Below are 22,442 nucleotides of genomic sequence, written 5' to 3'. Positions count from 1 at the left end.
CTCAGCCCTGGGGCCGCAGGTGTTTCACTTCCTCCTCGGACGGCAGGTAGTCGGCGCCGTCGCGATAGACGGAATCGACCATTACGCCCTTGCCGTCGCGCACGTCGGTCTTGCCGACGAAGGCGCCGAGCGTCGACTGGTGGTCCGTCGCACGGAAGACGATCTTGCCGAAGGGCGTGTCGACCTCCACGCCTTTCGCGGCGGCGATGAGCTTGTCGGTGTCAGTCGAGCCGGCCTTGGCGAGGATGGCCGCGATTGCCTTCATCGTGCCGTAGCCGACGATGGAGCCGAGGCGCGGATAGTCGTTGAACTTCGCCTGGTAGGCCTTGAGGAAGGCGTCATGCTCCGGCGTCTTGATATCGTACCAGGGATAGCCGGTGACGATCCAGCCCTTGGGCGTTTCGTCCTTGAGCGGATCGAGATACTCCGGCTCGCCGGTGAGGAAGCTGACGACGGCGCGGTCCTTGAAAAGGCCGCGGGTGTTGCCCTCGCGCACGAATTTCACGAGGTCGGCGCCGAAGGTGACGTTGAGGATGGCGTCGGGCTTGGCCGCGAGCAATGCCTGGGTCACCGCGCCGGCGTCGATCTTGCCCTGCGGGGGCCACTGCTCCTCAACCCATTCGACATCGGGCCGTGCCTTGGAGAGAAGCTCCTTGAACACGGCCACGGCCGACTGGCCGTATTCGTAGTTGGGCGCCACGGTCGCCCAGCGCTTGGCCGGCAGCTTGGCTGCCTCCTCGGCCAGCATCGCCGCCTGCATGTAGTTCGACGGCCGCAGGCGGAAGGTGTACTCGTTGCCCTTGGACCAGACCATGGCGTCTGTCAGCGGCTCTGCCGCCATGAAGAACACCTGCTTCTGCTTGGCGAAGTCGGCCACGGCGAGGCCGATGTGGGAGAAGAAGGTGCCGGCGATGAGCGCCACGCCCTCGCGCGAGACGAGTTCATTGGCGGCCGTCACGGCCTCGGCCGGCTTGCCGGCGTCGTCCTTGGAGATGACGACGAGCTTCTTGCCGTTGACGCCGCCGGCGGCGTTGATCTCGTCGATGGCGAGCTGCCAGCCCTTGCGGTAGGGCTCGGTGAAGGCCGGCAGGGCCGAATAGCTGTTGATCTCGCCGATCTTGATCTCGCCCTCGGCCCGGGCAACGCTGCCGGCCGTGACAAGGGCCAGGGCTGCAAAGGCTACCGATTTTCGCAAGCTCGTCCGCATGCTCTCTCTCCCGTTATTGTTCGCACCGGTCCCCTCTGGTCTGGACTGTCAGCGCAAACCGTCCTCACCCTTGATTTCGTGTTTTGTCAGCCCGCCGACGCGCGGCAGCGGCCGGCCGGAATCGGTGACGGCGACCGCCACCATGATCTCGCCCGCCCGGGGCGCGTCGTTGAGGCTTACCTCCATGCCGTCGAAGTGGCTGCGCACATAGGCCGCGTCCTTGTGGCCGAGCGGGATGTCCAGCACCGCGCCGGGCCCGCCGCGCTTCTTGGAGGAGGGGATGAGCGCCGCGCCCTTGCCCAGCACCTTGCGCACGGCCGTGCCCATGCGCGGGTGCAGGATGGCGGCGGCATGCTCCAGCTCCCCGTTCTCGCCGACGAGGGCTGCCTTGCCGTAGCTCTCGGCCGCCGGCCCCTCGATGCCCAGCGCCGCGACGGCCTTCTCCGCCAGGAGACCGCCGAGCTCCTCGCCGATCTCCATCAGCTCGGTGAGGTCCTCGACATAGCGCCCGGCAAAAGGGTTCTCGATCACGGCGACGGCCGCGGCCTTGCGGGTCGGCGGGCTTACCGGCCGGCCCATCTCGGTGTGGGTTTCCTCGACGAATGTCGCGATCTTGCGGATCTTCGCCTTCATCTCAGGCCGTCCTCTCCCTTGATCTCGCTCGCCTTCAGCCCACCGACGCGGGCATGGATGCGCGGCCCCGTCGTCATGACGAGGATGACCGCCATCTCGTCGGCGCGCGGGGAATCGGGGATGCCAACCTCCATGGCGTCGAAATGGCTGCGCACGTAGGAGGCGTTGATGTGGGTGACGGGCACGTCGAGGCGCGCGCCCGGCCCGCCGACCTTCTTGGTCGAGGGCACGATGGCCTTGGCGCCGCCCAGGGCCTCGCGCATGGCATAGCCGCCGGGCACATGCCACAGCGCGCCGTGCTCCAGCTCGCCCGCCGAGCCGACAATGGCGCCCTTGCCGTAACCCTCGATGGCCGCCGGATCGCCGCCAAGCGCCGCGATCAGGTCCCGCGCCATGGCGAGGCCGAGGGGCTTCAGGTCATCCATGAAGCCGGCAATGTCCTCCACGTAGCGGCCGGCGAAGGGGTTGGCGATCACGGCGACGATGGCGCCGCGCTTGAGCGGTTTCTCAGCCGGCTGGCCGCCCTCGTGAAAGATTTCCTCCACCGTGATGAGGCGCTTGCGGACTTGGACTTCAGGCATGGATCGGACCCGTCTCCCCAAGAGTGTCGGCCAGCAGCGGCACGGGCGCTGCGGCGATGGGTGCGCCCGGCAGCGAGCCTACCGTTCGCGTGTGACCTTGCAAATGCAATGCCGCGGCGATGATCAGCCCGCGGTGGAGAAGCGTCTGGGCGAAAGCGCAGCCGGCATCGAGCGCCGCCGCCACGTCCACGGGCTCGAGGCGGCGCACGGCGCGCGTGACGAGGCGGTCGCCAAGGTCGCTGTCCGGCGCCAGCGCCGAGGCGGGCACGCGCGTCACGGCGGGATGGCCGGGCAGGTCCACGGCATTGGCGATCATCGTCGCGGCCGCGTCCGCCACCGCGGCGTCGCGTGCCAGCACCGTGACGGCATCGGCGATGCCGAGGGAGAAGCTGCGCCCGTGGCGTCCGCTCGTCGCGATGCCCCCGACTCCCTGGCCGGCGGAGAGGCGCAGCGTGCCGAACAGGCAGGGCGCGTCCGGCCGGTCCACCATGCCGATGGCAAAGGTGCTGCCCGGCGCAAGGTGCAGGGCGATGTCGCCGCCGTTGTTGACATAGGCCTTGTCGAGCCGCGCTGCGGCCAGCATGGCGGCGAGGATCTCGTCCGCATCGGCGCCGGCGACGGCCGCCATGGGCGTGATGAAGGCGTCGTGCGCATAGGGCAGGACCGCCTCCTGCATACGTCGCGCGACGGTGCCGGCGAGCGGCGGCTCGCCGGGGCGTGCCTGGCGCCGGAGGGCCGGCAGCTCGGCACACAGCTCGTCGAGCAGTGTCGCGAAGCGCCGTGCCGCCGCCTCGTAGGCGCGCGCCACCTCGCCCGTCGCGCCCCAGGCCTCAATGACGAGGTCGATCGGGCCGTGCTGCAGGTGCAGCCGGCGCCCGTCGGGCAGCATGCGGGCGAAGGGCGCGTCCCTCATCCGTGCGACCTCCGCGCCTCGTGCGGCGACAGCGGCCAGGGGTTGTCGAGGCGGTGCGGCAGCTGGCGGCGCGCCTCGCCCGGCGTCAGCGACGAGACTGGCCGGACCTCGCTCATATGGCCGCCGAGCGCCTCGTAGTCGCTCAGCCGCATGGTGAACTCGATGGGCGCGACGAGCGCCGGCGTCGGCACATAGCCGAAGGCGTTTTCCGGCACGCGCGTCACGTCCACCATGAAGGTGATGCCCCCGCCGGGCCAGACGTAGACCGGCGCGCCGCCGCAGGTGACATAGGTGAGAGCGTCCTTCACGGAGCGGGTGAGGCGCACCGGGTTCTCGGTGACGCCGGCGCGCAGGGAGCCACCGGCCCCACCCATAAAGAGCACGGTGCACAGGGCAGGCTCGCAGTTCTCCTTGATGCGATCCACCGACTGGCGCAGCGCCTCGGGCAGCTGGCGCTCGACGGGCGTCAGCGTTTCGTCGAGCTCGTAATAGGCGTGATGCTCGCCAGTGGTGGAGACCATGAGCAGCCGCAGGCCCGGCCACGCCACCCTAGGGTCGAAGGGCCCGAGGATCGACAGCGGATCGGAGATATTGGTGCCGCCCCAGCCGGTGCCCGGCTCCGCCACCTGGAAGTAGCGGCCCGGCGTCGAGCGCCGGCCCTTCATCTTGATGCCTGTTTCGCGCACGCCCAGCAGCTTGCCGGCCTGGTGCTCGGAGAGGACTCCGGTGATGTGGTCGTCGACGACCACCACCTCATCCACCTTGCCATGCCACTGCTTGGCGAACATGCCGATGGTGGCCGAGCCGCAGCCGACGCGCATGCGCTCCTCGGTGACGCCGTTGACGATCGGCGGCTTGCCGGCCTGGACGACGACCGTGGCCCCGTCGTCGATGGTCATCTCCACGGCCTTGCCGTTGCACAGGGCCAAGAGCGTGTCGCAGGTCACGCGGCCTTCCTTCTTGGAGCCGCCCGTGAGGTGATGCACGCCGCCAAGCGAGAGCATCTGGGAGCCGTATTCGCCCGTGGTGACGTGGCCGACGGCCTCGCCCTGCACGCGCACCGTCGCCTGCTCCGGGCCGAGGTGGCGGTCGGTGTCGATCTTCACCTTGACGCCGCAGTAGCTGAAGATGCCTTCGGTGACGACGGTCACCATGTCCACCCCGTCGACCTGCGACGAGACGATGAAGGGAGCGGGCTTGTAGTCGGGATAGGTGGTGCCGGCGCCGACGGCGGTGACGAAGGTTTCGGAGCCCTGGACGATGGTGCCGTCCCACTCGCCCTTGTTGAAGGGAACGACGTTGCCGCCCTGGGCGAGCGTGCGTTCGAGGAGCACGTGCGGGTCAACGCGGACGAGCTCCCCGTCGTGGTTGGCGTAGCGGTCGCAGGCGCCCGTCATGCCCGGCTTGATGTAACACATGACCGGGCAGGCATCGCAGCGGATCTTGTCGTCCTTGGCCGCGCCGGGCGCGACCGCCTGTTCGTTCTGCATGTCAGCCTCGTGCGCTTGTGGCGGCGAGAAGGGCGGCGCGGACCCGGTCGGGCGTCGCCGGCACGCGGCGGATGCGCACACCGGTGGCGTCATGGATGGCGTTGAGGATAGCCGGGGCAGTCGGGATCAGCGCCTGCTCGCCGATGCCCTTGGCGCCGAAGGGGCCGACGGGCGAGGCATCCTCGACGAGGATTGACTCGACCGGCGGCATGTCTCCCGCCGAGGGGATGAGATAGTCGTGCAGGTTCTCGCCCTTGCCGGGGAAGAACTCTTCCATCAGAGCGAGGCCGAGGCCCTGTGCCGCGCCGCCCTCGATCTGGCCCTCGACCAGTGTGGGGTTGATGGCGCGGCCGACGTCGTGCGCAGCGGTGATCTTCAGGACCTTCACCGTGCCGAGCTCGGTATCGACCACGACCTCCGCCATGTGGGCGCCGAAGCCGTAGACGGCGTAGGGAATGCCCTGGCCGTCGGCATCGAGGGGGCTCGTCGGCGGGTCGAAGGTAGCTTCGCCGGTCAGCACGTAGCCGTGCTCGTCGGTGGGCAGGTCGGCGAGGGCGATGGTGCGCTCGTGCCCGCCGTCGCGCACGACGACCGCCCCGTCCGCGAACGTAACCGTCGCTCCCTCGCCGGCATTGGCGAGGCGCAAGATGGCGGCGCGCAGCTCGCGGCCCGCCAGCTCGGCGGCCTTGCCGGTGACGAAGGTCTGGCGCGAGGCGGAAGTCTTGCCGGCGTCGGGTGTCAGGTCCGTGTCGGCCGAGACAAGATCGAAGCGGGCAATCGGCGCGCCGAGCGCATCGGCGCAGATCTGCGTGATGACGGTGTTCGAGCCCTGGCCGATGTCGACCGCCCCCTGGTGGAGGGCGATGCGCCCATCGCGCTTCAGCCCCACGCGGATGGTGGACGGGTTGGGCAGGGAGGTATTGCCGCAGCCGTACCACATGCCTGCCACGCCGACGCCGCGGCGCAGATGGCCCTGGCTCCCGGCGTTGAAGGCGGCGGCTTCGGCGCGAGCCCGCTGCCAGTGCGGCACGAGGGCCTCGAAACAGGCGCGGATGCCGACGCCCTCGCCCAGCACCTGGCCGGTGACGGTCGGCTGGTCCGCGCGCAGCGCGTTGCGCAGGCGGAATTCCAGCCGGTCCATGCCGATCCTGTCGGCGAGTTCGTCGTAGAGCTGCTCCTGGGCGATGCTTGCCTGCGGCACGCCGAAGCCGCGGAAGGCACCGGCGGGCACGAGGTGCGTGTGTACGGCCCGCGTCAGGGCACGGTAGTGGGGCACGTAGTAGGGGCCGGAGGCGTGCACCGGCACGCGGTTGGCCACCGTCGGACCCCAAGAGGAATACGCGCCGGTGTTGAAGTCGCCGAAAAAGTCAAAGCCGACGAGCCTGCCGTCGCGTGTCGCGCCCGCCCGTGCCCGGATGCGCGCCGGGTGGCGCTTGGTGGTCGTCATGATCGACTCGGGGCGCGTGTAGGTCATGCGCACCGGCCGGTCGAGGAGCCAGGCGGCGATGGCGATGAAGGGCTGGACGGACAGGTCGAGCTTGGAGCCGAAGCCGCCGCCGACAGCGGTCGGGATGATGCGCACGGCCTCCGGCGCGATCCCGAGTACCCTGGCGACGTCGTCGCGGTCCATGTAGGGCGCCTGGGTGCAGGCCTGCACCTCGATGCGGTCGCCGACGCGCCGGGCGAAGCCCGCTTCCGGCTCGATATAGGCGTGCTCGACGAAGCCGGTCTCGAATTCCCCTTCGACAACCACATCCGCCGTCGCAAGCGCCGCATCGACATCGCCACGGACGACGCGCCCGCCGACGAGAATGTTGCCGGGGCGGTTCGCGTGCACCAGCGGCGCGCCGTCTGCCAGGGCCGCATCGATGGTCGTGTTGGCCGGCAGCTCCTGCCATGAGACCGGGAAATCGGACAGGTCGAGCGCCGCCATGGCCGCGGCCTCGCCGACGATGGCGGCCACCGCCTCACCGCGGAAGCGCGTCTCCTTCTCGGCGAAGACCGGCTGGTCGGCGAAGGGCGGGATGACGCCGTAGCAGTTCTCGCCCGGCACGTCCTTGGCCGTGATGACGCGCACGATGCCGGGGTGACGCGCGAGGAAGGCGTCGATGTCGCCAAAGGTGAAGGCGGCCCGGTGATAGGGGCTGCGTACGGCCTTGAGGACGAGGGCATCGGCCGGTGCTTCGTCGGCCCCGAAGATGTCGGCGCCGCGCACCTTCTTCAGCCCGTCGAGGCGGCGGATGCGCGCGCCGATGGCCCCACCGCCTTCTGGCAGCACCTCCGGCTGTGCCTCGTTCGCCACGTCGAGAATGGCGGCGATGATCTTGCGGTAGCCGGTGCAGCGGCAGAGCACGCCGCCGATGGCGTCGAGCACTTCGGTCTCGCTCGGCCGCTCGTTGCGGCTGAGCAGCGCGACGGCGGCCACGAGCATGCCAGGCGTACAGATGCCGCACTGGGCTGCGCCATGCCGCAGAAAGGCTTCCTGCAGGCGCGCGGCGACGGGGTGGCCGGCCGGCAGGCCCTCGACTGTCGTGATCTGACGGCCCTCGACCTGACCGGCGGCGACGAGGCAGGAGCAGACGGCCTCGCCGTCGACGAGGACGGAGCAGGCGCCGCAGTCGCCGGCGTCGCAGCCGACCTTGGTGCCCGTGAGGCCGAGATCGTCGCGCAGCACCTTGGACAGGCGCGCCGCGGGCGAGGCGGGGACCTCCACGGTCCGGCCGTTGACGGTGAGGGCGACGCCGGCGCGGCTCTCGGTTGTGGCAACCCGGTCGAGCATGTCAGGCGGCCTCCTTCGCTCGCTCGTGCACACAGGCTTCGAGGGCGCGTGCGACGAGCGTCTGCGCCGCGTCTGCGCGGTAGGCACCGGTGGCGCGCACGTCGTCGATGGGTGACAGGGGGGCGAGATGCGCGGCCGTGACGGCCGAGCCGATGCCTGGGGCGGCCGGCCGGCCGACGAGCGCCGCCTCGAGTGCCGGCAGGCGCTGGGCGACGGCCGAGCAGGAGCCCACGGCGACGCGCGCGGCGTCGATGCGGCCGGCCTCGTCCGTGCGCAGCATGGCCGCCACCATGACGATGGAGATGACGAGATAGCGTCGCGCGCCGAGCTTGAGGAAGGCGGAGCGGGCGTCCGTCATGGCGCGCGGTACGAAAACGGCCGTGACGATCTCGTCCTCGCGCCGCTCCGTGCGGCGGTAGCCGGAGATGAATTCGCGAAGGGGCAGGCGGCGCCGGCCGGTGCGCGAGGTGAGCTCGACCTCCGCCTCGAGCGCAAGCAGCGGCGGCACGCCGTCGGCGGCCGGCGATGCATTGCAGAGATTGCCGGCGATGGTGCCGCGGTTCTGGATCTGCAGGGAGCCGACTTCACGGGCGGCGGCCCTCAGGGCGTCGAAGCCGCTCGGCAGGTCCGCACGCGCAATCTCGGTCCACGTGGTGGTGGCGCCGATACGCACGTGGTCCGGCTCCAGGCCGATGCCGCGCAGCTCGGGCAGTGCCGTGATGTCGAGGAAGGGCCGGGTCTGTGGCCGGTCGCCGAGGGCCGGGAAGACATCGGTGCCGCCAGCCAGGATCTGCGCGCCCGTTGTCGCGAGCGCGTCGAGCGCTTCGTCGAGGGAACGCGGACGGAGGTACATCGACGCCTCCCGAAACTGTTGTTCACCCTCTGACGGCATTGATGATGCCGAGCAGTTTTTTGTTGGTATACAAATAATCTGCAACTGGATGATCGGCGCTGTCAAGCGTCCCCCGGACCGTTTTGGGGGCAATGTCAGGCGCGTCCGGCGGCATCTGCCTCAAACGGCGGCAGGTGCGGCTTCGGAGGGCTCGCGGGGCCGCCGGGACCCTAAATGACAGGATGCCCGACGGCGGCGCGAAGGTCTATGCGGAGGCTTTCGGCGGGCTTGCTTCGCCGAGCCAGCGCCGGATGCCGTGCGCGGCGGCGATTCCCGTCGCGAAGGTGGCCTGCAGCAGGTAGCCGCCGGTTGGCGCTTCCCAGTCCAGCATTTCGCCGGCGGCGAAGACACCGGGCAGCGCCTTGAGCATGAGGTTGTCGTCGAGCGCCTCGCGGCGGACGCCGCCGGCGCTGGAAATGGCGCGGCTGATCGGTCGTGGTCCGGTGAAGGTGAGCGGCAGGGCCTTCACCGCCTGCGCCAGGGCCTCGGGCTCGACCGGCAGGGCGCCCAGCACCTCTCTGAGCAGGTTGACGGCGACCGGCATCAGGCCCCCGGCCTTACGCAGGAAGGAGGCGGTGGACTGCTTGCCCCGCGGCCGCGCGAGGCGCGCGGCAAGGTGCGAGGGGCTGAGATCGGGCCTGAGGTCGAGAATCACGGTCTGCGGGCCGTGCGCCGCGATGGCGTCGCGCAGGCGGCCGGAGAGGGCATAGACGACGCCGCCCTCCAGCCCCTCGCGCGTGACAACTGCCTCGCCCATGACCCGCAGGCCGTCGAAGGAGAGGGCGATGCGCTTCAGCGGCATGCCGGCGAATCGCCCGGCAAAATGGTCCGACCAACGGTGCTCGAAGCCGCAGTTGGCCGGGAGGAGCGGAGCAATGGCCACGCCTCTGGCGGAAAGAATCTCCGTCCATCCCCCGTCAGAGCCGAGGCGCGGCCAGCTCGCGCCGCCGAGTGCCAGCAGCGTGGCGTCGGGCGCGAGGGTGAGGCGCTCGCCGCCCTCGGTCTCGACGAGGAGGCGTCCTGTCTCGTCCCAGCCGTGCCAGCGGTGCCGCGTCAGGAGCCTCACGCCGAGCCCGTCGAGGCGGCGCAGCCAGGCGCGCAGGAGAGGCGAGGCCTTGAAGCTCTCGGGAAAGACGCGCCCGCTCGAGCCGACGAAGGTTCTTTCGCCGAGCCCTTCGCACCATGCGCGCAGTGCGGCCGGCGGAAAGGCCTCGATGATGGGCGCGAGCCATGGCCTCGCGGCGCCGTAGCGGGAGAGGAAGGTCTCGAGCGCCTCACCGTGCGTCAGGTTGAGGCCGCCGCGTCCCGCCATGAGGAACTTGCGCGCCGGTGAGGGCATGCGCTCGTAGACGGTGACGGCGAAGCCGGATCGCGCCAGCTCCTCCGCCGCCATGAGCCCGGCCGGGCCGGCCCCGATCACGGCCACCGTCCTGGTCTTGTCCGCCATGAGGTTCTACCGGCTGATGCGCGTGGACAGGATGATGGAGGACATGGTGCGCTCCACGCCCTCCAGCGCCCCGATGCGGTCGATGAGCTGGTCGAGCTCCGCGATCGACGGCGCAGCGACAACGGCGATCATGTCATAGCTGCCGCTGATGGAGTGCAGGGTGCGCACCTCAGCGATGCCGGCGAGCGCCTCCTCCACCTTGCGGGCGAGCTTGGGCAGCGCCCTTATAAGCACGTGCGCGCGCACGAGGCCGCTCTCGTAGTCGTCTGACAGGCGCACGGTATAGCCGGCGACGATCCCGCGCCGCTCCAGCCGCTCGATGCGGCTCTGCACCGTGGTGCGCGACAGCCTGAGCCGCCGCGCGAAGTCCGCCGTCGGCGTGCGCGCATTCTCGCGCAGGAGGGCGATGAGCTGGCGGTCGATGTCGTCCATCGTCGTTTCGCAGAAATGTATCGTCATTTCCACTAGGGCATCTTCGCATTTCGGCGAAGCGGAATCTTCATTTCGACGGACAGGCTGCGATCCTTGGGGAAATCGCCAACCAGGGGATCAAGCCATGCGTGATCGCAAGTCCGTTCTCGTTGTCGGTGCCGGCAAGATTGGCGCCACCATCGCCGACCTGCTGACGGCCACGGGCGACTATGAGGTGACCGTCGTCGATCGCGAGCAGGCGCAGCTCGATGCGCTCGATGCCGCCCTACCCGTCGCGCGCATCCGTCTCGACATCACCGACGACGGGGCACTCGACAGGGTTCTGGCGAGGAAGTTCGCCGTGCTCAGCGCCGCGCCCTTCCACCTGACGACGCGTATTGCCGAGGCGGCGGCGCGCGCCGGCGTGCACTATCTCGACCTCACCGAGGACGTTGCGAGCACGCGGCGCGTCAAGGAGCTCGCGGCTGGCGCGGCGAGCGCCTTCATTCCGCAGTGCGGGCTCGCGCCGGGCTTCATTTCTATCGTCGCCTACGATCTCGCCCGTCGCTTCGAGACCCTCGACAGCGTGCGCATGCGTGTCGGCGCGCTGCCGCAATATCCGTCCAACGCCCTCAACTACAACCTCACCTGGAGCACGGACGGCGTCATCAACGAATATTGCGAGCCGTGCGAGGCCATCGTCGACGGCGAGCTCGTCGAGGTGCCGGCGCTGGAGGAGCGCGAGGAGTTCTCGCTCGACGGCGTCACCTACGAGGCGTTCAACACCTCGGGCGGTCTCGGCACCCTGTGCGAGACGCTGAAGGGCAGGGTGCGCACGCTGAACTACCGTACCATCCGCTATCCTGGCCATTGCGCCATCATGAAGGCGCTGCTCAACGACCTCGGCCTGCGCCACCGGCGCGCGCTGCTCAAGGACATTCTCGAGAGCGCCCTGCCAACGACCCTGCAGGACGTGGTCGTCATCTTCGTCACGGTGAGCGGGCACCGCGGCGGCCGCCTGGTGCAGGAAACCTATGCCAACAAGATCTACAGCGCGTGTGTGAACGGCGTCACCCGCAGCGCTATCCAGATCACCACCGCCTCGGGCATCTGCGCGGTGCTCGACATGCTGGCGGCTGGCCAGCTGCCGCAGCGCGGTTTCGTGCGGCAGGAGGACATCGCCCTCGACACGTTCCTCGCCAACCGCTTCGGCCGGGTCTACGGCCAGGCGGCGCCGCAGCCCTACAGCGCCGCGGCGTAAGGTCCGGCTGCGCAGGGTCCGGGGCCTCGGGCCGCTTGCCCTGGCGCTGCGCATTGGCCGCATCCGGCTCCGCCACGCACTCCGTCTCGATGCGGCCGGGCAGCGCCACGTTCACCGTGATCCCCTGACCCGCTACCTCGTTCGCCAGTGTCGTCGACCGGCCCACCGCCGCAGAGCGGATGCCGTTCGACAGCGCAAGCCGCGGGATCGGCTGCCCCACGCCCGACGAGGCGGGGCGCATGGCAAGCCGGCGCCGGAATGGCGCAGCAACCGCCTTTCATGGCGCGTCGCCCGCCGCTATACGCGCGCAGCGATCGCATCGGACGGGGAGATTCGGCGAAGGATGAGCGGGGCGGATGATTTCGTCGACGCGGTTGTCGTCGGCGCCGGGGTAGTGGGCCTCGCCGTCGCGCGGGCCCTTGCGCTCGCCGGTCGCTCGGTGGTGGTTCTCGAAAGCGAGGGGGCCATCGGCACCGGCACGTCCTCGCGCAACAGCGAGGTGATCCATGCCGGGCTCTATTATCCTCCCGGCAGCCTGAAGGCGCGCCTGTGCGTCGAGGGGCGGCGCGCGCTCTATGCCTATTGCGCCGCACGCGGCGTGCCGCACCGGCGTTACGGCAAGCTCCTGGTCGCGTCGAGCGAGGACGAGATCGCCGGCGTCGAGGCGTTGGCCGAGCGCGGCCGGGCCAACGGCGCCGAGGAGCTCACCATGATTTCCGGCGCCGAGGCCCGGCGCATGGAGCCGGCGCTGGCGGCGGTCGCGGCGCTGTGGTCGCCGCAAACGGGCATCATCGACAGCCACGCCTACATGCTGGCGCTGCAGGGCGATGCCGAGAACGCCGGCGCTGTCTTTGCCTTCAACACGCCCTTCGAGGCGGCCGAGCCCACGGCGGGCGGCTTTCTCGTCCGCACGGGCGGGGCCGAGCCCATGCGCCTCGCCTGCCGCGAGCTCGTCAATGCCGCCGGCCTTTGCGCGTCCGACGTGGCCGACCGTATCGCGGGCTTGCCGCCCGAAACGGTCCCGCGCACGCGTTTCTGCAAGGGCAACTATTTCGTCCTTGCCGGCCGGGCGCCCTTTTCGCGCCTGGTCTATCCGGCGCCCCACGCGCACGGCCTGGGTGTGCACCTGACCCTCGACCTCGGCGGGCAGGCGCGCTTCGGCCCCGATACCGAATGGATCGAGGAGATCCGCTACGAGGTCGACGTCTCGCGGCGCGCGGCGTTTGCCGCGGCGATCCGCCGCTATTGGCCCGGCCTCGACGAAGAGGCCCTGTCGCCCGGCTACAGCGGCATCCGCCCCAAGATCGTCGGCGAGGGCGAGCCGGCGGCCGATTTCCGCATTGACGGGCCGCAGGTCCACGCAATGCCCGGCCTCGTCAATCTCTTCGGCATCGAGAGCCCGGGCCTCACGTCCTCACTCGCCATCGCCGACGAGGTGCTGGCGCGCCTCGCCGACGGGTAGGCCCGGGCGTGATGCGGCGCCGGCATGCGCTCGCCGTTCTTGCCTCGGACGCTGGCCAACGCCTAGTTTCGGCGCGGGAGAACGCCGAAAGGGCCCACGGAGCCGGTGCATGACGGACATCGCCACACGTGTCTACAATCACAAGTGGAAGATCGATCCGATCGTCCGCTCCCTGCTCGACACGGATTTCTACAAGCTGCTGATGGCGCAGACGATCTTCCGGCGCCATCGCAACACGCGCGTCACCTTCTCGATCCTCAACCGCTCGAAGGATGTCCGCCTCGCGGACCTCGTCGAGGAGAGCGCCCTGCGCGAGCAGCTCGACCACGCCCGAAGCCTGCGGCTGACTCGGGGCGAATCGACCTGGCTGCGCGGCAACATGTTCTACGGCAAGCGGCAGATGTTCGCGCCGGAGTTCATCGAATGGCTCGAGGGCTTCCAGCTGCCACCCTATGACCTCAGGGTCCGCGACGGCCAGTACGAGCTTGAGTTCGACGGGCCGTGGCTGGAGACGACCTTCTGGGAAATTCCGGCGCTCGCCATCCTGAACGAGCTGCGCTCGCGCGCTGTGCTCGCCACCATGGGCAAGTTCGAGCTGCAGGTGCTCTATGCCCGTGCCATGACGCGGGTGTGGGAGAAGGTGCAGCGCCTCAAGGCCCTGTCCGGCCTGCAGATTGCCGATTTCGGCACGCGCCGCCGCCATGGCTTCCTGTGGCAGGACTGGTGCGTGCAGGCGATGATGGAGGGGCTGGGTGACGCCTTCACCGGCACGTCCAACTGCCTCATCGCCATGCGGCGCGAGGTTGAGGCCGTCGGTACCAACGCGCACGAGCTGCCGATGGTCTATGCGGCGCTTGCCAACAGCGACGAGGAGCTCGCCGCCGCGCCCTACCAGGTGCTGCGCGACTGGCAGGAGGACTACGAGGGCAACCTGCTGATCATACTGCCCGACACATATGGCACCACCCATTTCCTGGCGGCGGCGCCGAGCTGGGTGTCGAGCTGGACGGGCATTCGCATCGATTCCAAGGATCCCATCGAGGGCGGAGAGGAAGCCATCCGCTGGTGGCAGGAGCGCGGCGAGGATCCGCGCAAGAAGCTCGCCATCTTCTCGGATGCACTCGATGTCACGGCCATCGAGCGCATCTATTATCATTTCAACGGGCGCATGCGCTTCGGCTTCGGCTGGGGCACGCTGCTCACCAACGACTTCCGCGGCTTCGTGCCGGACGGCGCGCTCGACCCCATCTCCATCGTCTGCAAGGTGGTGTCGGCCAACGGCCGCCCGGCCGTGAAGCTCTCCGACAATCCGGCCAAGGTCATGGGCCCGCCGGCCGAGATCGAACGCTACAAGCGTGTGTTCGAACTCGAGGAGCGTGCCGAGCGGCCTGTCCTCGTCTAGCAGGCAGCTCAGGCCGCCTTCTTCTGGTAGTCCTTGACGTCCGAGAAGCGGATGGCCGGCCACCGCTCCTCGTCATAGCGCAGCGAGAATGGGCTCGAGGCCATGAACACGGGCGCCCCGTCGAGGTCGGTGGCCATGGCGGAGTTGTTGGCCGCGATGAACCTGTCGAGCTCGGCCCTGTCGTCGGCGCTCACCCAGCGGCAGACGGAGAAGCGCGTCGTCTCGTAGGTGGCCTCGAGGCCATATTCGGTCTTCAGCCGCTCGATGAGGACGTCGAGCTGCAGCGCGCCGACGACGCCGACGATGGCACCCGAGCCGTCGTTGGGGATGAAGAGCTGCACCACGCCCTCCTCGGCGAGCTGCTCCAGCGCCTCGCGCAGTTTCTTGGCCCGCATCGCGTCCTTGATGGAGACGCGGCGCAGGATTTCCGGCGCGAAGCTCGGCACGCCGCGAAAGACGATGTCTTCACCTTCGGTCAGCGTGTCGCCGATGCGCAGGGTGCCGTGGTTGGGGATGCCGACGACGTCGCCCGCATAGGCTTCGTCCGCCACCGTGCGATCCTGTGCGAAGAAGAACTGCGGCGCGTTGAGGCTGATGGACTTGCCGGTGCGCACGAGCTTCACCTTCATGCCGCGCGTCAGCCGGCCCGAGCACACGCGCATGAAGGCGATGCGGTCGCGGTGGTTCGGGTCCATGTTGGCCTGGATCTTGAAGATGAAGCCGGTCATTTTCGGCTCGTTGGCCTGGACCATGCGCTTGTCCGCCTCCTGTCCGCGCGGCGACGGAGCGTACGCGGCCATGGCGTCGATGAGGTCGCGGATGCCGAAGTTGCGCAGGGCGCTGCCGAAGAAGACGGGCGTCAGGTGCCCCTCGCGGAAGGCGCCAAGGTCGAAGGGCTTCAGCGCCTCCTCGGCCAGCATCGCCTCCTCCTGCCAGGTGGCGGCCTCGTGCGCCGGCAGCAGCGCGGCGAGGACCGGGTCGTCGGCGCCGCTCACCGTAAGGGTCTCGTCGTCGGAGATACGCCGCACCATCTTCGTGCCGAAGGTGTAGGTGCCGGCAAAGCTCTTGCCGGCGCCGATGGGCCAGTTGATCGGGGCGGTGTCGAGCGCCAGCGTCTTCTCGATCTCGTCGAGCAGGTCGAAGGGGTTGCGACTCTCCCGGTCGAGCTTGTTGATGAAGGTGACGATGGGGATGTCGCGCAGGCGGCAGACCTCGAAGAGCTTGCGCGTGCGCGCCTCGATGCCCTTGGCCGCGTCGATGACCATCACGGCGGCATCGACGGCAGTGAGCGTCCTGTAGGTATCCTCCGAGAAGTCCTCGTGGCCGGGCGTGTCGAGCAGGTTGAAGACGCAGCCGCCGTACTCGAAGGTCATCACCGACGTGACGACAGAGATGCCGCGCTCGCGCTCGATGCCCATCCAGTCCGAGCGGGTCTGGGCGCGGTTGCGCTTGGCCTTGACCTCGCCGGCGAGCTGGATGGCGCCGCCGAAAAGCAGCAGCTTCTCGGTCAGCGTCGTCTTGCCCGCGTCCGGGTGGGAGATGATGGCGAAGGTGCGCCGCCGCGCGATGGGGTCGGCGGGGCCGCCGTTGACGAGAGGGCTCTGCATGGGGCGCCAAGACACTTGCGGCGGCCGAGCGGCAGGGAGGAGGCCTCATCCGCTCCGGCAGCGCCTGGGAACAGGGTCGGCGCGTTCTTTCCAGCCATCGGCGGCCGTGTCAATGGCGCGCATTGACGGAGCCGCGGACACTCCGGATCCTGCGGCCGGAAAGGGGGCCTGCCATGACCGGGATCAGGATCGGTGAGAGGGATGTCCTGCTTGTCGTCGACGTGCAGAACGACTTCTGCCCCGGCGGGGCGCTGGCGGTCGCCGGCGGCGACGCCATCGTGCCGACGGTCAACGCGCTCGCGCGGCGCTTCACCCACGTCATCCTGACGCAGGACTGGCACAAGCCGGGGCATCTGTCCTTCGCCTCCGCCCATCCCGGACGCAGGCCTTTCGAGACCGTGGAGATGCCTTACGGGCCGCAGGTATTGTGGCCGGACCACTGCATCGAGAACACGCCCGGCGCCGCCTTCCATCCGGCTCTCGACGTGCCGCATGCCGAGCTCATCCTGCGCAAGGGCTTCGACCCGGCGATCGATTCGTACTCCGCCTTCTACGAGAACGACCGTGTGACGCCCACGGGGCTCGGTGGCTACCTCAAGGAGCGCGGCCTCGAACGTGTCTTCCTCGCCGGCCTCGCGCTCGACTTCTGCGTGCGCTACTCGGCCGAGGATGCGCACGGCCACGGCTTTGCGGTGACGGTCATCGAGGATGCCTGCCGCGCCATCGACCTCGACGGCTCGCTGGCCGCCGCCGAGGCTGCCTTCGCGGCCCGGGGCATCGCCCGGGTTCGCGCGGTGGAGATCGCCTGAGCGCCCCAGCCTGGCCGACGGGCGGCGCGGGGCGCGCCGCCGGTCAGTGCGCCTCCTCCCAGTTGTCCGCGGCCCGCGCCTCGACCTCGAGCGGCACGGCGAGCGCGACGGCAGGGTTCGGCGCCTCGCGCATCACGCGCGTGATGAGCGGCAGCGCGCGCTCCACCTCCTCCTCCGGCACCTCGAAGACGAGCTCGTCATGCACCTGCAGCAGCATGCGGGCGTGGAGGCCGGCGCTCTCCAGCGCCTCGTCCATGCGCACCATGGCGCGGCGGATGATGTCGGCGGCCGAGCCCTGGATAGGAGCGTTGATCGCCTGACGCTCCACGAAGGCGCGTTCGGAGGGGTTGGACGACTTGATCTGCGGATAGTGGCAGACGCGTCCGAAGAGCGTCGTCACGTAGCCGTGTTCCCGGCAGAAGCGCTTGGTCTCCTCCATGTAGTCGCGGATGCCGGGGAAGCGCTCGAAATACTTGCGGATGTAGGCCGACGCCTCCTCGCGCGGAATGCCGAGCTGGTTGGCGAGGCCGAAGGCCGAGATGCCGTAGATGATGCCGAAATTGATGGCCTTGGCGCGCCGCCGCACGAGGGGATCCATGCCCTGAACCGGCACGCCGAACATCTCCGAGGCTGTCATGGCGTGGATGTCGATGCCGTCGGCGAAGGCCTGCCGGAGCTGCGGAATTTCCGCGATATGGGCGAGGACGCGCAGCTCGATCTGGCTGTAGTCGGCCGAGACGAGCTTGGTGCCCGGCGCGGCGACAAAGGCGGTGCGGATCTTGCGGCCTTCCTCCGTGCGCACGGGGATGTTCTGGATGTTCGGCTCCGACGACGACAGCCGGCCCGTCGTGGTCGCGGCGAGCGAGAAGCAGGTATGCACGCGCTGCGTCTCGGGGTTGACGAAGCCTGGCAGGGCGTCCGTGTAGGTCGACTTGAGCTTGGCGAGCTGGCGCCAGTCGAGAATCTTCGCCGGCAGCGCATGGCCCTCGGCGGCGAGATCCTCGAGCACGCCGGCGCCGGTCGCCCACTGGCCGGTCTTCGTTTTCTTGGCGCCGGGCAGGCCCATCTTGCCGAAGAGGATGTCGCCGAGCTGCTTGGGGCTGCCGATGGTGAAGCGCTCGCCGGCGAGGGCGTAGATCTCCTCCTCGAGGGCCGCGAGCTTCTGGGCGAAGTCGCCGGACAGGCGCGAGAGGATGGTGCGGTCGATGGCGATGCCCCGGCGCTCCATGCGCGCCAGCGTCTCCACCATCGGGCGCTCCAGGGTCTCGTAGACGCTCGTCAGTCCCTCGGCCACGAGGCGCGGCTTGAGCACGAGCCACAGGCGCAGGGTGACGTCCGCATCCTCGGCCGCATAGGCAGTGGCCTTGTCGATCGCCACCTTGTCGAAGGTGACCTGCGCCTTGCCGGAGCCCGCGACCTCCGTGAAGGCGATGGGCGTGTGGCCAAGATGCCTCTCCGACAGGGCGTCCATGCCGTGCGCACTGCGGCCGGCATCGAGCACATAGGAGATCAGCATCGTGTCGTCGTAGGGCGTCAGCGTGATGCCGTGCCGGGCGAAGATGAGCCAGTCGAACTTCAGGTTCTGGCCGATCTTGAGCACCGACGGATCCTCGAGGAGCGGCTGCAGCAGCGCCAACGCCTCGCGCAGGGGGATCTGGCCGGGCGCGAGGCCGTTGCCGAAAAGGTCGTCCCCGTCGCGGTGCTGCAGGGGTACATAACAGGCCCTGCCGGGCGCCGTGGCGAGAGAGAAGCCGACGAGCTCGGCCTGCATGGCGTCGACGGAGTTCGTCTCCGTATCGACGGCCACGTAGCCACGCTCGCGCGCCTCGGCGATCCACGCCTCGAGGCGTTCCAGGCTCGTCACCGTTTCGTAGGTGCTGCGGTCGACCGGGGTGGCGGTTGCCTCGGCCGCGCGGCTCGCGACGAGCGCCGCCGGGACGAGGAGATCGTCGCCCGGTCCGGTTGGTGTGGCGGCAGACGGCGGCGTGGCGGAGGGCGTACTGTCTCCGGTGGGATCGGCGGGGCTCCAGCCGAGGCCCGCGCCCGGCGCGGCGAGGCGGGCGTCCGGCTCCACGGCCGAGACATCGATCTCATAGAGTTCGCCGACGCGCTTGGTGATGGTGGTGAACTCCATCGCCTTCAGGAAGGCGACGAGGCGCTGCGGATCGGGCGGCACGAGCGCGAGATCGGCGAGCGGCGTTTCGACGGCCACGTCGTCGACCAGCGAGACGAGCCGGCGGGAGATGAGGATCTGCTCGACGATCTGCGGGTTCGTGAGCGTCTCGCGGCGCTTCGGCTGCTTGATCTCGCCGGCGCGGGCGATGAGCGTGTCGAGGTCGCCGTATTCGTTGATGAGCTGGGCGGCCGTCTTGATGCCGATGCCGGGGGCTCCGGGCACGTTGTCTGTCGAATCGCCGGCGAGCGATTGCACGTCCACCACCTTCTCCGGCTCGACGCCAAAATATTCCAGTACCTCATCCCGGCCGATGCGCCGCTCGGGCCGGTAGCTGCCCTTCGACTGGGTGCCGGAGGCGGGGTCGTACATGGAAACGCCCGGCCGGATGAGCTGCATCAGGTCCTTGTCGGCGGAGATGATGAGCACGTCGGCCCCGGCCTCCGTCGCCTGGCGCGCATAGGTGGCGATGAGGTCGTCCGCCTCGTAGCGGTCCTGCTCCACGGGCTTGAGACCGAAGGCGCGCACCGCCTCGCGCATGAGGGGGAACTGGGGGACGAGATCCTCCGGCGGCTCCTGCCGGTTCGCCTTGTAGGGCGGGTAGATCTCCTTGCGGAACGACTGTTCCGACTTGTCGAAGATGATGGCGAGGTGGGTCGGCATGATGCCGACCGCGCCCTCGCGGATGAACTGGAACAGCTTGGTGCAGAACAGGCGCACGGCGCCCGTGGGCAGGCCGTCCGAACGGTAGTTGTACTTCCGGTCCTGGTTCATGGACTGGAAGTAGGCCCGGAAGACGAAGGACGAGCCGTCGACGAGGAAGACATGGTCCCCCGGCTTCAGCGCGCGGGCGGCGTGGACGGCATCGGCGGGGGCGGTTTGGTCGGTCATGGCTCGGACGGATACTTCGCTGGAATCGCCGGTAAGGTCGGGGCGGGACTATGCCACGCCTCGTCCGCGTTCGCGATCCGTTTCGCTCGCCCGCCGGACCGCGTCCTCAGCCGGCCTGCGCGAGGCGTGCCGGGGCGGCGATGTGGCAGGCCCCGGGCCGCACAAAGAGGAAGTCGAGCACCGTGCCGCGCACGAGCCGCTCGAAGACAAGCGGGATGACGACGGCGGCGGCTGTGACGAGGGCGGCCCCCCAGCCGACGCCGACGGCATCGACGAGGCCCGTCTTGACAAGGATGGCGCGCGTCGCCGCCATCGGCAGGAAGAAGGCGAGATAGACGACGAGGGAGCGTTCGCCGCAGTAGGCCAGCGGGCCGGCCCAGCCGCGGCTCGTGAGCAGCGCCGCGACGGTCGTGATGGCGACCGCCCCTGCAAGCCCCAGGATGAGGCTCACGCCCGGCAGCGAGGCGACGGTCTGTCCGGCGAAGCTGCTCGGCGCAAAGGCGGCAAAGCCGTTGACGAAGGCCCAGAACGCGAGGCCCACCAGGGCTGGCAGGGCATTGCGCCCCGCCCAGGCGGCGATGGCGAAGACGCGCGGGGCGAAGACGTAGCCGGCAACGAAGTAGGCGAAGTAGGCGCAAAAGGCGTCGATCACCAGCCAGCCGCTCTCGACATGGGCGATCTGCAGCGCGGCGGCACCGGCAAGGAGCACCAACGGCGGCAGCCGCTGCAGCAGCTTCACCGTCACCGAATAGACGGCGAGCATATAGATGAACCACAGCGTGCCGAACGGCTCGATGAAACCGAGCGCGAAGAGGCGCACGAACTCCACGGGGTCACCGCCGGCAAGGCTCCAGCCCTTCAGGGCGAATTGGATGACGTACCAGAGGCCGTAGAAATAGAGGAAATGCACGATGCGCCGGTCGGCGAAGGTGCGCCAGTCGCGCGTGATCGCCCGGCCGAGAAACAGGCCCGAGACGAGGAAGAAGTCCGGCATGCGGAAGGGCTTGGCGAAGGCGACCACCACATGCATCCAGCCCTCGCGCTCCACCGCCTCGCCGAGGCCGAGGGTCGCGTGCATCATGACCACGAGGATGATGCAGATCCCCTTGGCGGCATCGACCCAGGCGATGCGCTCGGCGCTCGAGAAAGGCGAGGTCATGCTGGCTGCTCCGTTCTGGCACGCCCTGTCCCGCAAGGCGACGCTGGCCGGGCTATCGGCTGGCATGCGCCTGCTTGCGGGGCGTGTCGAGCAAGCCCCGTGCCGGATGGGGCGGGGCTCAGAGGATGCCGCGTGCGCCCTCGGGATCGAGGGCGGCATGGAGACGCGAGGCGGCGGCGCGGGCGAAGCGCAGCGTCACCTCCTTGCGGCGGGCACCGGGCAGCGGGTGCAGGGGCGCCTCGCGCAACACGGCGGCGCCGTACTGGTCGGCGACGATAAGCCCCGTCTCCTCGGGCAGCACCTCCTGCGGAAAGTCCTCGGTGACAGCGAAGAACAGCCGGTCGCAGAAGGCGCGGTAGTCCTGCCACTTGCCGTCGGCACGGAAATCCGCAAGGCAGGACTTCACCTCGACGACGGTGATGCGTCCGTCGGGCGCGAGCGCCACGACATCAGCCCTGCGTCCGGAGGCGAGGGTGAGTTCCGTCACCGTCACCTGGCCCAGGCTGGCGAAGAGGCGCCGCACGCCGCGCTGTACGGCGAGCGCGACCGGCGACTGGCGCCCGTCTTCCGGCAGCACCAGCGCGTTGTCAGCCCGGTAGGCCAGATCACCCATCGTCGTTGCCCGTGGCTTTGGCAGTCGCTCTCCTGCCCGGATTCGCACGGATTTGGTTCTACATCATGGCGGGCACGGGCATGAAGGCGGCGAGCACGAGTGAGAGGACGAAGCTCATGATGAGCGCGATGACGACGACAGCGGTGGTGAAGAGGCCGGCCTTGCCCTCCGGGATTGCCATCAGCCGCGGCGCCCCGACATAGAGCAGGTAGATGCCATAGAGCCCGAGGATGGAGAGGAAGCCGAGCACTGGCACGAGGAGGAAGATGCCCGTCAGCCAGGCTGGCGTGTAGGAGTAGGCCGCCAGCTTGAAGGCCGGGAGCATGCCCTTGCGCCCGTCGAAGCGCGGCGCCAGCGCGTCGATGACGAGCGCGACGAGATAGACGATGAGCAGCCCGAGGCCGAACTGCAGCGCGGCCATGATGAGGCCGCTGAAGAAGGGCACGCGCATGTGGTCGGCGCCCAGGCTGAAACCCAGCACCGACATGCCGACGAAGCTGCAGATGGCCGGGATGAGGGCGAGCGGGACGACGTAGTTGCGGTAGATGTCGCCGACGGTGCCGCCCTCGGCCGCGATGACAGACCACTCCGTCCGCGGCGTGACGATGATGTTCTTTGCCCTGTCGACCAGCCCCATGAATCATCTCCCCTGGCAGCCGCGACACCGCCGCGGCGAAACGACGCAACATAAGCCGGAAAAGGCGACGCGGAA

18 protein-coding genes are annotated in these 22,442 nt (G+C 69.3%); 4 read left to right on the top strand and 14 right to left on the bottom strand.

Translation table 11 applies throughout. The features are described from left to right. Position 1: 1 nt before the first annotated feature. The 9 genes from HNQ73_RS05120 to HNQ73_RS05080 all read right to left on the bottom strand — a co-directional run bounded on the left by HNQ73_RS05120 (position 2) and on the right by HNQ73_RS05080 (position 10,374). On the bottom strand, positions 2-1,207 hold the full coding sequence (locus HNQ73_RS05120; protein WP_244649891.1) for an ABC transporter substrate-binding protein: 1,206 nt from the start codon (positions 1,205-1,207) through the stop codon (positions 2-4). A gap of 48 nt (positions 1,208-1,255) precedes the next feature. Beyond that, a complete protein-coding gene (locus HNQ73_RS05115) occupies positions 1,256-1,840 on the bottom strand; it encodes an amino acid synthesis family protein (protein WP_183332901.1) in 585 nt (194 codons plus the stop codon). Continuing rightward, positions 1,837-2,421 carry an amino acid synthesis family protein gene (locus HNQ73_RS05110; protein ID WP_183332899.1) on the bottom strand — a complete coding sequence of 195 codons (585 nt, stop codon included), beginning with the start codon at positions 2,419-2,421 and terminating at the stop codon, positions 1,837-1,839. The genes HNQ73_RS05115 and HNQ73_RS05110 overlap by 4 nt, the downstream gene beginning before the upstream one ends. Continuing rightward, positions 2,414-3,334 carry a UPF0280 family protein gene (locus tag HNQ73_RS05105; protein ID WP_183332897.1) on the bottom strand — a complete coding sequence of 307 codons (921 nt, stop codon included), beginning with the start codon at positions 3,332-3,334 and terminating at the stop codon, positions 2,414-2,416. Before HNQ73_RS05105 ends, HNQ73_RS05110 begins: the two co-directional genes overlap by 8 nt. After that, a complete protein-coding gene (locus HNQ73_RS05100) occupies positions 3,331-4,824 on the bottom strand; it encodes a 6-hydroxynicotinate reductase (RefSeq protein WP_183332895.1) in 1,494 nt (497 codons plus the stop codon). The genes HNQ73_RS05105 and HNQ73_RS05100 overlap by 4 nt, the downstream gene beginning before the upstream one ends. A gap of 1 nt (position 4,825) precedes the next feature. After that, positions 4,826-7,603 (bottom strand): molybdopterin-dependent oxidoreductase, encoded by a 2,778-nt coding sequence (locus HNQ73_RS05095; RefSeq protein WP_183332893.1) that lies wholly within the window; start codon positions 7,601-7,603, stop codon positions 4,826-4,828. Between the two features lies 1 nt (position 7,604). After that, entirely contained in the window at positions 7,605-8,456 is an 852-nt protein-coding gene (locus HNQ73_RS05090) for an FAD binding domain-containing protein (RefSeq protein ID WP_183332891.1), read from the bottom strand. A gap of 244 nt (positions 8,457-8,700) precedes the next feature. Then, positions 8,701-9,942, bottom strand: coding sequence for a BaiN/RdsA family NAD(P)/FAD-dependent oxidoreductase (locus HNQ73_RS05085; protein WP_183332889.1), 1,242 nt, complete (start codon positions 9,940-9,942; stop codon positions 8,701-8,703). 6 nt (positions 9,943-9,948) lie between these two features. After that, positions 9,949-10,374: an Lrp/AsnC family transcriptional regulator gene (locus HNQ73_RS05080; protein ID WP_183332887.1), complete on the bottom strand. Its 426-nt coding sequence runs from the start codon at positions 10,372-10,374 to the stop codon at positions 9,949-9,951. A gap of 124 nt (positions 10,375-10,498) precedes the next feature. Here HNQ73_RS05080 and HNQ73_RS05075 point away from each other — a divergent pair, with 124 nt between their 5' ends. The 3 genes from HNQ73_RS05075 (at position 10,499) to pncB (ending at position 14,478) form a co-directional block, all read left to right on the top strand. Beyond that, on the top strand, positions 10,499-11,614 hold the full coding sequence (locus HNQ73_RS05075) for a saccharopine dehydrogenase family protein (protein ID WP_183332885.1): 1,116 nt from the start codon (positions 10,499-10,501) through the stop codon (positions 11,612-11,614). 343 nt (positions 11,615-11,957) lie between these two features. Further along, positions 11,958-13,076, top strand: coding sequence for an NAD(P)/FAD-dependent oxidoreductase (locus HNQ73_RS05070; protein WP_183332883.1), 1,119 nt, complete (start codon positions 11,958-11,960; stop codon positions 13,074-13,076). Positions 13,077-13,185: 109 nt separating this feature from the next. Further along, complete coding sequence (pncB, locus tag HNQ73_RS05065; RefSeq protein WP_183332881.1) at positions 13,186-14,478, top strand: nicotinate phosphoribosyltransferase; 1,293 nt, start codon at positions 13,186-13,188, stop codon at positions 14,476-14,478. A gap of 8 nt (positions 14,479-14,486) precedes the next feature. Here the strand turns inward: pncB and HNQ73_RS05060 are convergent, their stop codons facing one another. After that, positions 14,487-16,085 (bottom strand): peptide chain release factor 3, encoded by a 1,599-nt coding sequence (locus HNQ73_RS05060; RefSeq protein WP_183332879.1) that lies wholly within the window; start codon positions 16,083-16,085, stop codon positions 14,487-14,489. A 173-nt stretch (positions 16,086-16,258) separates the two neighbouring features. On the opposite strand from HNQ73_RS05060, the gene pncA reads away from it, so the two are divergent. Beyond that, the gene (pncA, locus tag HNQ73_RS05055) at positions 16,259-16,894 is read left to right on the top strand and encodes a bifunctional nicotinamidase/pyrazinamidase (protein WP_183332877.1); all 636 of its coding nucleotides are present in this window, start codon (positions 16,259-16,261) and stop codon (positions 16,892-16,894) included. A gap of 43 nt (positions 16,895-16,937) precedes the next feature. Here pncA and polA read toward each other — a convergent pair whose 3' ends face one another. From polA to HNQ73_RS05035, 4 genes are all read right to left on the bottom strand, one after another. Then, positions 16,938-19,958 (bottom strand): DNA polymerase I, encoded by a 3,021-nt coding sequence (gene polA / locus HNQ73_RS05050; RefSeq protein ID WP_183332875.1) that lies wholly within the window; start codon positions 19,956-19,958, stop codon positions 16,938-16,940. Between the two features lie 106 nt (positions 19,959-20,064). Next, the gene (locus HNQ73_RS05045) at positions 20,065-21,117 is read right to left on the bottom strand and encodes an acyltransferase family protein (RefSeq protein WP_183332873.1); all 1,053 of its coding nucleotides are present in this window, start codon (positions 21,115-21,117) and stop codon (positions 20,065-20,067) included. Between the two features lie 118 nt (positions 21,118-21,235). Continuing rightward, positions 21,236-21,730, bottom strand: coding sequence for an MmcB family DNA repair protein (locus HNQ73_RS05040; RefSeq protein WP_244649889.1), 495 nt, complete (start codon positions 21,728-21,730; stop codon positions 21,236-21,238). 58 nt (positions 21,731-21,788) lie between these two features. Then, on the bottom strand, positions 21,789-22,367 hold the full coding sequence (locus HNQ73_RS05035) for a Yip1 family protein (protein WP_183332871.1): 579 nt from the start codon (positions 22,365-22,367) through the stop codon (positions 21,789-21,791). Positions 22,368-22,442 lie beyond the last annotated feature (75 nt).

The organism is Chelatococcus composti (assembly GCF_014201415.1).
GTDB lineage: Bacteria > Pseudomonadota > Alphaproteobacteria > Rhizobiales > Beijerinckiaceae > Chelatococcus_A > Chelatococcus_A composti.
The sequence above is the reverse complement of the archived record's forward strand: the minus strand, read 5'-3'. Positions and strand labels throughout refer to the sequence as shown.

Coding starts and splice junctions, on each gene's coding strand:
- HNQ73_RS05090 (WP_183332891.1), bottom strand. CDS start 8,456: ATGTACCTCCGTCCGCGTTCCCTCGACGAAGCGCTCGACGCGCTCGCG.
- HNQ73_RS05040 (WP_244649889.1), bottom strand. CDS start 21,730: ATGGGTGATCTGGCCTACCGGGCTGACAACGCGCTGGTGCTGCCGGAA.
- pncA (WP_183332877.1), top strand. CDS start 16,259: ATGACCGGGATCAGGATCGGTGAGAGGGATGTCCTGCTTGTCGTCGAC.
- HNQ73_RS05060 (WP_183332879.1), bottom strand. CDS start 16,085: ATGCAGAGCCCTCTCGTCAACGGCGGCCCCGCCGACCCCATCGCGCGG.
- HNQ73_RS05115 (WP_183332901.1), bottom strand. CDS start 1,840: ATGAAGGCGAAGATCCGCAAGATCGCGACATTCGTCGAGGAAACCCAC.
- HNQ73_RS05105 (WP_183332897.1), bottom strand. CDS start 3,334: ATGAGGGACGCGCCCTTCGCCCGCATGCTGCCCGACGGGCGCCGGCTG.
- HNQ73_RS05100 (WP_183332895.1), bottom strand. CDS start 4,824: ATGCAGAACGAACAGGCGGTCGCGCCCGGCGCGGCCAAGGACGACAAG.
- pncB (WP_183332881.1), top strand. CDS start 13,186: ATGACGGACATCGCCACACGTGTCTACAATCACAAGTGGAAGATCGAT.
- HNQ73_RS05045 (WP_183332873.1), bottom strand. CDS start 21,117: ATGACCTCGCCTTTCTCGAGCGCCGAGCGCATCGCCTGGGTCGATGCC.
- polA (WP_183332875.1), bottom strand. CDS start 19,958: ATGACCGACCAAACCGCCCCCGCCGATGCCGTCCACGCCGCCCGCGCG.
- HNQ73_RS05120 (WP_244649891.1), bottom strand. CDS start 1,207: ATGCGGACGAGCTTGCGAAAATCGGTAGCCTTTGCAGCCCTGGCCCTT.
- HNQ73_RS05110 (WP_183332899.1), bottom strand. CDS start 2,421: ATGCCTGAAGTCCAAGTCCGCAAGCGCCTCATCACGGTGGAGGAAATC.
- HNQ73_RS05095 (WP_183332893.1), bottom strand. CDS start 7,603: ATGCTCGACCGGGTTGCCACAACCGAGAGCCGCGCCGGCGTCGCCCTC.
- HNQ73_RS05070 (WP_183332883.1), top strand. CDS start 11,958: ATGAGCGGGGCGGATGATTTCGTCGACGCGGTTGTCGTCGGCGCCGGG.
- HNQ73_RS05085 (WP_183332889.1), bottom strand. CDS start 9,942: ATGGCGGACAAGACCAGGACGGTGGCCGTGATCGGGGCCGGCCCGGCC.
- HNQ73_RS05075 (WP_183332885.1), top strand. CDS start 10,499: ATGCGTGATCGCAAGTCCGTTCTCGTTGTCGGTGCCGGCAAGATTGGC.
- HNQ73_RS05080 (WP_183332887.1), bottom strand. CDS start 10,374: ATGGACGACATCGACCGCCAGCTCATCGCCCTCCTGCGCGAGAATGCG.
- HNQ73_RS05035 (WP_183332871.1), bottom strand. CDS start 22,367: ATGGGGCTGGTCGACAGGGCAAAGAACATCATCGTCACGCCGCGGACG.